Raw genomic sequence first — 10,691 nt, forward strand, 5'->3', positions numbered from 1 at the left:
GACGTCCGAGATGGAAGGGGAGGGTTACAGGCCGATGGCCTGGAGGCGGTCGTAGGTCTCTTGATCCCAGGTGGCCGCGTCGCTGTTGTGGGCAGGGATCGTGGCCTCGCGGAAGGGCGTGATGTCGACCTCATTCACCGTGGTGCCCTGCTCCTCGAACCAGGCAACCAGATCCTCCTCGGACTGCAGGATATCCTGGGTAATGCGCTCGCCGGCCTCTGCGTAGACCTCGCGGAAGATATCTCGATCCTCCTCGGAGAGGCGGTTCCACAGCGGCCCACCGGCAATGGTGATCAGCGAATCTGTAATATGGCCGGTCAGGTTGATGTAGTCCTGAACCTCGTGGAAGGCCTTGGCCTTGATGGTGGGAAGCGGATTTTCCTGAGCATCAACCACACCCTGCTGCAGCGCCAGATAGACCTCGGCGAAGGCGATGGGGGTGGGGTTCGCGCCGACCGCCTCGGGGAACATCATGTACATCGGCGCGTTGGGCGTGCGGATCTTCAGATCCTGCATGTCCGCGGGGGTATTGATCGGCTTGTTGGAGGTGGCGTGGCGCCGACCATAATAGTTCATGGCCAGGGGCACGTTGCCGGTGGCATCCTGGTAGCCTTGGGCGATTTCTTTGAAGAGGTCGCTGTCGGCATAGGCCTGCCAGTGGTCGAAGTCGCGGAACATGTAGGGCGCTCCCGCGATGCCGATCGGACCATAGAAGCGACCGGCGAACTGGTTGCCAGTGTAGATCAGGTCTACGGTCCCCAGCTGCAAGCCCTCGTTGATATCCGCTTCCTTGCCCAGCGATGAGGCCGGGTGCACGGTAATGGAGTAGCGACCGTCAGTGCGCTCCTCGATCTGCTCTGCCGCCCACAGGGCCCATTCGTGGTAGGGCTCCGATGTCTCGTAGACGTGGGCGAAGTTCAGCTCCTCGGCCTGGGCGGCACCGGCCAGGCTGATGCCGCCGGCGATTAGGAGGGCAGTCATCACCCGGGACAGCGTGAACTGGCGTTGGGGCTTATCGCTCATCTTGTACTCCTCACAACCTTTGAGTTTGTTCTGCTTGTGGCTGGAACGGTGGCGCATCCATGATCGGTTCGATGGCACTCGTGCGCTTACCTGAGCGTATGTCTGTATACGTATCATACCACCGACTTCAAGCTAGCCCTTCCCGCAGCCCCGCGCAACCAGGAAGCAGACCTATCGGTATTCGCCTTTAGTGGAAGGTGCGGTGCAGGTGTTGTAGAAGGTCCGGCGCTCCGAAGCCACCTGCCTTGGTCATCACGCGGCAGCCGGTCATGCGCTGACTCATGACACTGACGCCTCATCTTTGCCTGCCGCCAGGCGGCGCGCATAGGCGATGGCGGCGCCCATGTTGGTGGCATCCGCCCTGCCCTGCCAGGCGATGTCGAAGGCGGTACCATGATCTACCGACGTGCGCTGAACAGGTAGGCCAAGGCTGACATTCACCGTGGTGTCGAAAGCAATCAGCTTGACCGGGATGTGACCCTGATCGTGATACTGGGCCACCACCAGGTCGAACTCGCCGCGGTGAGCCCGATAGAAGACGGTATCGGCAGAGATGGGCCCCTGGACGTCATAGCCTCGATCTCGCAGGGCCCTGACTGCCGGGGCAATGATGCGGTCGTCCTCATCGCCGAAGATACCGCCTTCGCCGCAGTGGGGGTTGAGCCCTGCCACGGCGATGCGCGGCCGGGCTGCCCCCATGGCGGCCAGGTGCGCTTGACCGGCTTCCACTGTCTCGATGATGCGCGACGCGGTGACCCTCTCGATGGCGCCGCGCAGCGACACGTGTGTGGAAACATGCAGGGTCGACAGCGTCTCGGAGGCCAGCAGCATGAACGATGAGGGGGCGCCGGTCAGCGACGCCAGCATGCCAGTGTGGCCATCATAATGATGGCCAGCCTCATGCAGCGCGGCCTTGTTGAGCGGCGCGGTGACGATCACCCGCGCACGTCCGGCTTGCACCAGCTCCACGGCTGTCCGGACGCAACGAAAGGCCATGTCTCCACCACCGGCACTGATACGGCCATCGGGGATCTCGACACCCTCCGGCGCCTCGACCACGGCGACTGCCACGCTGTCGTCGTCCTGGGTTTTCTGGTCGAGTGGAACGAAGGTGAGCTCGGCGCCGATGGTAGACGCAGCGCGACGGTAGATCGCCGGGTGACCGACGACCATGGTGCTGGCCCGATCGTCATGAGACATGGCCGCCAGGGCACGACAGATGATCTCCGGCCCGATACCGGCCGGATCTCCCATGGTGATGGCGATGCCGTAGGTGTGCGATGAACGATTCATGGCATCAACTGCCCGCCATTGACTTCGATTACCTGGCCGGTGACATAACCGCTCATGCTCTCGGTGCCCAGAAATACATAGGCGCCAACACACTCCTCAGCACTGCCCAGTCGCCCCATGGGGATCGAGGCTCGAGCCGCGGCAATGTGGTTGTCGTTGGAGTGGCGTTCATGGAAGTCGGTGGCGATGGTTCCGGGAGCCACGCCGTTTACCCGGATACTCTCCCCGGCGAGCTCCTTGGCCATGTTGCGCGTCAAGGTGCTGACGAAGCCCTTGGCCGAAGCATAGAGCCCGGCCCCCAGGCCCCCACCATTGCGCGCGGCGATGGAGGTGGTATGAATGATGTTGCCGCGACCGGCACGACGGAAATAGGGCAACGCGGCTCGGCTGGCCATCACCACCGACCGGGCGTTGAGATCCATCACGCGGTCATACTGTGTATCGTCCATTTCCTCCAGCGTTACCCGGCCAAGCATATCGCCGGCGTTGTTGATCAGCAGGTCCAGCCCGCCAAGCCGCTCGGCGGCCTCGTCGACCAAGCGAGTCGCTTCGGCTGAACGACTGATATCACCCTTCACCGTAAAGGCTTCGCCGTGCGTTTCGCGGATCGCCTCGGCCACGGCTTCAGCGCCCTCGGCACTGGCGTGGTAATGCACCGCCACATGAGCCCCAAGGGCACCGAGCCGTCTGGCCACGGCAGCCCCGATACCTCGGCTCGCGCCGGTCACCAGTACTCGCTTACCTTTCCATTCCTCCAGCATTGCCGTCTCCCGTTCTTGTCGGTTGAGGTGGGGGCTCCTCTCTTGGCATCAGGCTATCGACCTGGGGCCACGCCATGGACTAGAGTGAAGCCATTGGCATACCTGTCATACATCACTACACCAATAACATGATAGTTGAGCGCTGGCCAGATGCCAGCGACCTGACCCAGGAGGCTCCATGACCTTTTCCAATTCCCATAATTATCTGCCAAAGGACCTTGATCGCGCCTTGCTGGTAGGCCGCGCCTGGTGCGAGTCACCACGCCCCGGGCCGGTACTCTTCGTGATCCGTGACGGTGAGGCCCTTGATGTCACTCACCTTGGTCCCACGATGGCCGATCTGCTGGATCATGCCGATGTGGAGAGCACCCTGCGGAATACTGAGGGCGCATCGCTGGGGTCCGTAGAAAGCCTGTTGGAAAACTCATTATCCACGCCCCAGCGTCCGCCCTTTCTGCTGGCACCCTGCGATGTCCAAGCGGTGAAGGCATGTGGCGTCACTTTCGCGGTGAGTCTGCTGGAGCGGGTCATCGAGGAACAGGCCGGCGGCGACGCGACAAGGGCCAACGAGCTGCGCGCCGAACTTCAGGCGCTTATCGGTAGCAACCTGTCTCGCATCGTGCCGGGTTCTGAAGAGGCGATGGCGCTCAAGCGAGAGCTTCAGAGCCGTGGCGGCTGGTCACAGTACATGGAAGTGGGAATTGGTCCAGACGCCGAGGTATTCACAAAGGCACAGCCGCTCTCTTCCGTGGGCTTCGGGGCCAGCGTGGGTCTTCACCCGGCATCGCGGTGGAACAACCCCGAACCGGAGATCGTCCTGGCTGTTGACAGCCATGGCAACGTCAAAGGCGCGACGCTCGGCAATGACGTCAACCTGCGCGACATCGAGGGGCGAAGCGCACTTCTGCTCGGCAAGGCCAAGGACAACAATGCATCAAGCTCCATTGGCCCCTTCATCCGGCTGTTCGACGACGGCTTCGGTATCGATGACGTACGCCGGGCGCAGGTCTCGTTGCGCATCGAGGGGCAAGACGATGGCTTCCGACTGGAGGGCGAGAGCGACATGGCCGAAATCAGCCGTGACCCCCTGGACCTGGTGAAGCAGACCGTGGGCACCCACCACCAGTATCCCGACGGTTTCATGCTCTATCTCGGCACCATGTTCTCCCCCATCAAGGATCGCAGTGGCGAAGGACAAGGCTTTACGCACCACCTCGGTGACATCGTCACAATCTCGACACCAACCCTTGGAGCGCTGGTCAACAACGTCGGCAGAAGTGATCAGCTCCCGCCCTGGACCTACGGCATACGCGAGCTGATGCGAGACCTGGCCGGCCGCTGAGCGTCTCGACGGACAACACCTGCCATGGTCAGGAGGGACGAAACCGTGCGGCCAGCTTGCGCATAGCATCAGTCAGTAGCAGAGCATCCACACCCACGCCGACGAAGGTGCAGCCCGCGTCCAGGTAGCCGCGTGCCGCTTGCTCATCCAGGGTGATGATACCTGCCGCTTTGCCGGCCGCTCGGATCCGGACAATAGCCGATTCGATGGCGTGCACCACCTCCGGGTGCCCAGGCTGGCACCGGTAGCCCATGGCAGCCGACAGGTCCGCAGGACCGATGAAGATGCCATCGACCCCCTCCACAGCCGCGATCGCTTCGATCTCTGCGAGGGCACTGGGGCTCTCCACCTGCAGGATCAGGCATACTTCGTTATCCGCTTTCTCCAAATAATTCTCTATCTGCCCCCATCGCGACGCACGTGCCAGCATGCTGCCCATACCCCGAATCCCCTCGGGCGGGTAACGCGTTGCAGCAACCAGGGCGGCAGCTTGTTCGGCACTCTCCACCATAGGGATGAGAAGATTCTGCACACCGATGTCCAAATACTGCTTGATCAGCACCGGGTCACCATAAGGCGGTCGAACCACCGGCTGACTATCGTATGGAGCGACAGCCTGTAATTGGCCCAAGAGACTCTGCAAGTCATTAGGGGCATGCTCGCCATCCAGTAGCAGCCAGTCAAAGCCGGCGGTAGCAGCCAACTCTGCGACATAGGGACTCGCCAGCCCCAGCCAGATCCCGGTCATGACCTCACCGGCCAGCAGCCGTTGCTTGAAGTCGTTCGTGGGCATTTGCATGGGTAAGATTCCTTTTCAAAAGTAAGCGCTCGGCCATCACCGATTGTCAGTGATCAGGCGTTGTGCCGCCAGTTCTGAGGCAGGAGTTCGTGGACCTGGCTGGCCTTCTGTGTGCGGTCATTCCAGAGCGTCTGGACTTCCCCTTCGATGTCTGACCGGAGCGGGTTATCGGCGAACAGCGCTTTCCAGCGGCGCGGCGTCAACTCTTCAGCACACGACGCCGGAGGGCTGGCGATGCGCTGCAGCACGTCGACCAGGTAGGTGTAGGGGGCCACCCCCTGCAGCCGGCAGGTGGTCAGCAGGCTCTGCAGGATACCGACATGCTCGGCACCGATCTCGCTCCAGCAGAATAGCCAGTAACGGCGCTTATGCGCAGCTGCGCATAATCCCGAACTGGGCATAACTGCGGTAGATGGATTCACCGGCTTACGATTGACCGTTGGCGTTGTCTGGTCACTGGGGGGGGGCGCAAGCGCTGCGTCACGCCTATCAAAGCCACTTGATCGGGAAGGTCTCGGGGAGGCGGGGGATCCTCGAGCGCTCGGTCGAGCGGGACCTGCCGTAGCTGTCGTCGTCGATCGTGGCCTATCCTTGGGATTCCAGGGGCCGAAAGGGGAGCCGGCGATGGTCCAGGCATCTTCGCAAGCCGGCTGGATTCGCGCCGCGCTGCTGGCGGCCCTGGTTGCCTGTGTGCCGGCTGCCGCGCAGGAGGTCACGGTGCTCCTGCAGGCTTCCCCTCCGGAGCAGGCCCCGCCACGTCCGGCTTTCGACGACGATGAGTTCGTCGAGCTCAGGACGGCGATGGTACGCGACCAGATCGAGGGCCGAGGGGTGGCCGACGAGGCCGTGCTCGCGGCCATGCGACGCCTGCCCCGGCACCGCTTCGCGCCGATGGTGTCGGCGCGAAGCGCCTATGGGGATAAGCCCCAGCCGATCGGCCACGGCCAGACGATCTCCCAGCCCTACACCGTCGCCTACATGACCGAGGTACTGGAACTGGGCGCCGATGATCGCGTGCTGGAGGTCGGTACGGGCTCCGGCTACCAGGCGGCGATCCTCGCCGAGATCGTCGGTGAGGTGGTCACGATCGAGATCATCCGTGAGTTGGCCGATAGCGCCGCCGAACGTCTCCAGCGGATGGGCTATCGCAATATCACCGTGCTGCACGGCGACGGTTACCACGGCTACGCGGCACGCGCGCCGTTCGATGCCATCGTCGTCACGGCCGCGGCATCCCACACCCCTCCGCCGTTGGTGGCCCAGCTGCGTCCCGGCGGGCGCATGGTGATCCCGGTAGGACGTGCCGGCTGGATCCAGAACCTGCTGCTGGTGGAGAAGCATGCCGACGGTGAGGTGAGCACCCGCAACCTGGCGTCGGTGCGTTTCGTGCCGCTGACCGGTGGCCACTGATGGTGGCGCGGGAGACACCGGGGCGACTCGACCTGGTGGCCGTGGCCGGCGTCTCCGCGGCGTTGCTGGCCCTTGAGGTCCTGCTGCTGCGGCTTTTCGAGTTCAGCCACTGGTACCACTTCGCCGGGTTGGCCATTGCCCTGGCGTTGCTGGGCCTGGGGACGGCGGGCACCACCCTGGCCCTGGCCGGGCGCTACCCCTTCAGCCGCGGCGATGGCTGGTTTCTCACCGGGCTGGGGGTGACCGGCGCCGGTTTCCTGCTGCTGCTGGTGGTGCAGTCCCGGGTCACGTTGCGCCCGGTGTTCGCCGGTTGGGACCTGGGCGAGCTGGTGCGTCTGCTGCTGGTGGACCTCGCGGCGTTCGTGCCCTTCTATGGGGCCGGCCTGGCGATCGGCCAGGTGTTCCTGCGCTGGCCCGAGCGTACCCGAGCCCTGTATGCCGCCAATCTGCTCGGCAGCGGCATTGGCAGCCTGGGGGCGGCGCTACTGCTGGCGACCGTGCCGGTGGCCATGGCGCTGGCGGTGGTCGCCGTGCTGCTGTTCGCCCTCGGGAGCGTGATCGGGTGGGTTCGCGGGCAGCGGGGGGCGGGGGCGGCGTGTGTCCTGGGCCTGGCGCTGGCCTTGATGGCCGCCGTTCGTCCGCCGGAACCCGCCGTCTCGGATTTCAAGGCCTTGTCGCGGATAGGCGAGCTGCCCGGGGTGGAAACCCTGGCGGTCCGCCCCGGTCTGCCGGGCCGGCTTACCCTGCTGCGGGCCGATAGCCTGCGCTACGCACCGGGCCTGAGCCTGGGCTGGACCGAGAGCGTGCCGTCGGTGGACGTGGCGGTGGTCGGCAGCGATCGGGTGGTGCCCCTGGTGCGCCGGTGGCCGGTCGAAGCTGAGCACAGGCGCGCTTCGCTGGCGGGGCTGCCCCGGCAATTGCGCCCCGACGGGCGGCTACTGGTGCTGGGCAGCGGCGCTTGGCAGACCCCGGTCGCCGCCGGCGGCCGGGCGGTCACCTGGGTGGAAGCCGACGGTCGTCTGCTCGAGATCGCCCGGGCGCGTGGCGCAAGCGAGGCCGGTATCACCCTGGTCGAGGATGGCGCCTGGCGGCATCTGGTCACCGCCCCCGACGGCCCCTATTCGATCATCGCCTTCGACGCGGCCTGGGAGGAGGGCGATGCCGCCGCCGAGGACTATGTCCTCACGGTGGCCGGCCTGGCGCTCGCCCTGGCGCGGCTGGAGGCCGACGGCCTGCTCGCCATTCCGCTGCCGCTTGACGACCCGCCCCGCTATTACCCCCGCGTGATGGCCACGCTGGAGCGTGCCCTGCATCGGCAGGGCGCGGCGGCGCCGGGCGAACACGTGGCCGTGCTGCGTGGCATGCAGGCGTTGCTGATCCTGGCCTCGCCGCGGCCACTGGCCGAGGCGGACATCGCCACCCTGCGGGACTTCGCCGAGCGGTGGCGATTCGACGTCGCCTGGTTGCCCGGCCTGGCCCGCGAGCAGGCCAATCGTTATCACCGCTTGGACTCCCCCGTTTTCCACGACATCGCCCGCGCCTTGTTCGAGCAACGACCGTTGCCGCCGGCGGCACGCCTGTTCCATGCCGCGCCGGCCGAGCTCGACCGCCCTTACCCATGGCGCTCCCTGTCCTGGGGCGAGACGCCGCGGCTGGTCCGCGAACTGGGCGGACGCGGCTGGAGCTATCTCGACTGGACCCTGATCCTGTCGGTGGTGACCACCGTGGTCGTCGCCGTGTTGGCGTTCCTGCTGGTCCTGGTACCGCTGGGGCGGTTACCGGCGATCCAGCGCCCCTTCAGTCGGCTCTCGGTCGCTGGGTATTTCACCGCGCTCGGCCTGGGCTACATCGTCGTGGAGCTGGTGGTCTTCCAGCGCCTGATTCTGTACCTGGGGGAGCCGGTGCTGGCCGCGGCGCTGGTCTTCGCCACCTTCCTGATCGGCTCCGGTATCGGCAGCGCCATGACGCCGGCAGACGCCAGCCGCGCCAGTCTGGGGCGGATCTATCTCGCCGTGGCCGTGGGTCTGGCGCTGGTCCTGGTGCCGTTTTTGGCCGTGCATGCCCTGAGTACCCCGCCATTGGCGGGGCGCGTGGCGCTGCTGGTCGCCTTGTTGCTGCCCCTGGCCTGGGCCATGGGCCGCCCCTTCCCCTGGGCGTTGCGCCAACTCGCCGGGCAGGAGCGCTGGATTCCCTGGGCGTGGGGCATCAACGGCTTCACCTCGGTGCTGGGGGCGTCGCTGGCGCCGCTGCTCTCCATCCATATTGGCCAGAGCGCGGCCCTGGTGGCCGGGGCTGCCTGCTACGTGGTGGCATTCGCCATCGCCGCGCGCTGGTTGGCGCGGTCGAACCGCGGCTGGTCCACTTGATGCCCAGGGTTTGATGCTTGCCGGCGACCTTCTCGAAAACGTGGTGGCGGGCGAGACGGTTGCCGCAGATGAGGCAACGGAGCGGCCGACCACCGCCCGCGCCGCGGGGCTATACTAAGAATCCATCGACCGATCATGGCCACAAGGGGGTGCCATGAGTCGAACCCTCCGTGCCGCGCCTCCAAGGGCGCGATGTGTGCTTGGATCTATCGCATCTCGGCGGTGGCGCAGTCACTTCGCGATAGTGTTCTCCGCCTCACTACTGCTCGCGGGCGCGGCAGTGCTCGCCCCGGACGCCCGGGCGGATGAGGCGACCATGTACGGTGACGGTGACCAGGCGATCGAGGTCGCCGACGAAGCCCTCGGCACGGTGGACTTTGGGGTCTCCTGCACCGAGGCCAGCCGAGCGGCATTCGATCAGGCCTTGGCTTACCTGCATCACATGACCTATGAGCTGGCGCAGGCGGGTTTCGAGAGAATCGTTGAAAACGACCCCGGCTGCGTGATGGCGCACTGGGGCGTTGCCACCACGTTGTTCCAGCCCCTATGGGCGATCCGGCCGGGTGCCGAGGTGATGAACCGCGGCTGGAGGGGGATCCAGGAGGTAAAAGCCCATCTCCCGGCGAGCGAGCGCGAACGCAATCTTGTGGCGGCGACCGAGGCCTTTTTCCGCGAGCCCGACACGGCGGAGTGGTGGACGCGCATTCGTCGGTGGGGGGAGGCAATGGAACGAGCCTATCGCGCCACGCCTGAGGACGCCGATGTGGCAACCCTCTACGCGCTCTCGCGGCTTGCCCTGGTCCCCGTGACGGAGAACCGGGCGGCGCTGTTCGACGAGGCCGAGAGCGTATTGCGCGGCGTCTACGAGCAGGAGCCGACGCATCCGGGCGCCGTGCACTACACCCTCCACGCCACCGACGCGACCGGCCGCGCTGGCCATGCCTTGGACATCGTCAGAAGCTACAGCGACATTGCCCCGGAAGTGCCGCACGCGCAGCACATGCCCACGCACCTCTTTGTGCGCCTCGGCGAATGGCCGGAGGTGATTGAATGGAACCGGCGCTCCGCCGTTTGGGAGGCGACACCGTATCGCAGCATTACCTCCACGCGATGGACTATGGCCTGTACGCCCTCCTGCAGCAGGGGGAGGACGAGCGCGCGAAGGCCATGGTAGAGGAGGTGCTGTCCCATACGGACTACCAGCCGTCCTTCATCAGTGCCTTCCACCTCGCCTCCATGCCCGCGCGCTATGCCGTGGAGCGGCGGCAGTGGGGCGAAGCGGCCGCGCTGACGCTGCGCATGCCGGACTATCTGCCCTGGGATGATGCGCCCTGGGCCGAGGGGCTGACATGGCTCGCCCGCGGGCTCGGTGCCTTGCACAGTGGCAAGGTGGACGCCGCGCAGGAGGCTGAAGACAGGCTCATCGCACTGCGCGACGCTGCGGCGGCGGAAGACGAGGCCACCTTCGCGACATATATCGAGATGGACCGGCTCATCCTTGCCGGCTGGATCGCACGTACTCAGGACCGGCCGGAGGAGGCGATCAAGTTGATCGGCACTGCCGCGGAACCAGGGAAAACGCATGAAAAAACCTACACCGCGAGAATGTCTGCCAGATAGGTCTCATCCAGCGCCGCTTTCTTCTGTTTCCGCCGGATGCCGCCCTTGAAACGCGTCTCCCCTTTCAGGTAATTCAA

9 protein-coding genes and 1 pseudogene are annotated in these 10,691 nt (G+C 65.4%); 5 read left to right on the forward strand and 5 right to left on the reverse strand.

The annotated features are described in order from the left end of the window. Positions 1–24 precede the first annotated feature (24 nt). From MKP05_RS09010 to MKP05_RS09020, 3 genes are all read right to left on the reverse strand, one after another. Positions 25–1,023, reverse strand: coding sequence for a sialic acid TRAP transporter substrate-binding protein SiaP (locus MKP05_RS09010; protein WP_240567974.1), 999 nt, complete (start codon positions 1,021–1,023; stop codon positions 25–27). A gap of 279 nt (positions 1,024–1,302) precedes the next feature. Beyond that, positions 1,303–2,316, reverse strand: a complete 1,014-nt coding sequence (gene pdxA / locus MKP05_RS09015; protein WP_240567975.1) for a 4-hydroxythreonine-4-phosphate dehydrogenase PdxA — start codon at positions 2,314–2,316, stop codon at positions 1,303–1,305. Further along, complete coding sequence (locus MKP05_RS09020) at positions 2,313–3,077, reverse strand: SDR family NAD(P)-dependent oxidoreductase (RefSeq protein WP_240567976.1); 765 nt, start codon at positions 3,075–3,077, stop codon at positions 2,313–2,315. The genes pdxA and MKP05_RS09020 overlap by 4 nt, the downstream gene beginning before the upstream one ends. A gap of 178 nt (positions 3,078–3,255) precedes the next feature. On the opposite strand from MKP05_RS09020, the gene MKP05_RS09025 reads away from it, so the two are divergent. After that, entirely contained in the window at positions 3,256–4,419 is a 1,164-nt protein-coding gene (locus MKP05_RS09025; RefSeq protein ID WP_240567977.1) for a fumarylacetoacetate hydrolase family protein, read from the forward strand. A 28-nt stretch (positions 4,420–4,447) separates the two neighbouring features. On the opposite strand, the gene hpaI is transcribed toward MKP05_RS09025, so the two are convergent. Further along, the gene (hpaI, locus tag MKP05_RS09030; protein WP_240567978.1) at positions 4,448–5,218 is read right to left on the reverse strand and encodes a 4-hydroxy-2-oxoheptanedioate aldolase; all 771 of its coding nucleotides are present in this window, start codon (positions 5,216–5,218) and stop codon (positions 4,448–4,450) included. 53 nt (positions 5,219–5,271) lie between these two features. After that, positions 5,272–5,583 (reverse strand): annotated as a pseudogene (locus tag MKP05_RS09035) (transposase domain-containing protein); the annotation flags it as partial. Positions 5,584–5,842: 259 nt separating this feature from the next. Between MKP05_RS09035 and MKP05_RS09040 the strand changes: the two are divergent. The 4 genes from MKP05_RS09040 (at position 5,843) to MKP05_RS09055 (ending at position 10,614) form a co-directional block, all read left to right on the forward strand. Then, positions 5,843–6,628: a protein-L-isoaspartate(D-aspartate) O-methyltransferase gene (locus tag MKP05_RS09040; protein ID WP_240567979.1), complete on the forward strand. Its 786-nt coding sequence runs from the start codon at positions 5,843–5,845 to the stop codon at positions 6,626–6,628. Further along, positions 6,628–8,994, forward strand: a complete 2,367-nt coding sequence (locus MKP05_RS09045; RefSeq protein WP_240567980.1) for a hypothetical protein — start codon at positions 6,628–6,630, stop codon at positions 8,992–8,994. Before MKP05_RS09040 ends, MKP05_RS09045 begins: the two co-directional genes overlap by 1 nt. A 316-nt stretch (positions 8,995–9,310) precedes the next feature. Then, positions 9,311–10,168 (forward strand): tetratricopeptide repeat protein, encoded by an 858-nt coding sequence (locus tag MKP05_RS09050; protein ID WP_240567981.1) that lies wholly within the window; start codon positions 9,311–9,313, stop codon positions 10,166–10,168. Continuing rightward, a complete protein-coding gene (locus MKP05_RS09055) occupies positions 10,162–10,614 on the forward strand; it encodes a hypothetical protein (protein WP_240567982.1) in 453 nt (150 codons plus the stop codon). Before MKP05_RS09050 ends, MKP05_RS09055 begins: the two co-directional genes overlap by 7 nt. Positions 10,615–10,691: the final 77 nt, after the last annotated feature.

The organism is Halomonas flagellata (assembly GCF_022487945.1).
In the GTDB taxonomy this organism is placed as follows: Bacteria; Pseudomonadota; Gammaproteobacteria; order Pseudomonadales; family Halomonadaceae; genus Halomonas; species Halomonas flagellata.

Coding starts and splice junctions, on each gene's coding strand:
- MKP05_RS09010 (WP_240567974.1), bottom strand. CDS start 1,023: ATGAGCGATAAGCCCCAACGCCAGTTCACGCTGTCCCGGGTGATGACT.
- MKP05_RS09025 (WP_240567977.1), top strand. CDS start 3,256: ATGACCTTTTCCAATTCCCATAATTATCTGCCAAAGGACCTTGATCGC.
- MKP05_RS09020 (WP_240567976.1), bottom strand. CDS start 3,077: ATGCTGGAGGAATGGAAAGGTAAGCGAGTACTGGTGACCGGCGCGAGC.
- MKP05_RS09045 (WP_240567980.1), top strand. CDS start 6,628: ATGGTGGCGCGGGAGACACCGGGGCGACTCGACCTGGTGGCCGTGGCC.
- pdxA (WP_240567975.1), bottom strand. CDS start 2,316: ATGAATCGTTCATCGCACACCTACGGCATCGCCATCACCATGGGAGAT.
- MKP05_RS09055 (WP_240567982.1), top strand. CDS start 10,162: ATGGTAGAGGAGGTGCTGTCCCATACGGACTACCAGCCGTCCTTCATC.
- MKP05_RS09040 (WP_240567979.1), top strand. CDS start 5,843: ATGGTCCAGGCATCTTCGCAAGCCGGCTGGATTCGCGCCGCGCTGCTG.
- MKP05_RS09050 (WP_240567981.1), top strand. CDS start 9,311: ATGTACGGTGACGGTGACCAGGCGATCGAGGTCGCCGACGAAGCCCTC.
- hpaI (WP_240567978.1), bottom strand. CDS start 5,218: ATGCAAATGCCCACGAACGACTTCAAGCAACGGCTGCTGGCCGGTGAG.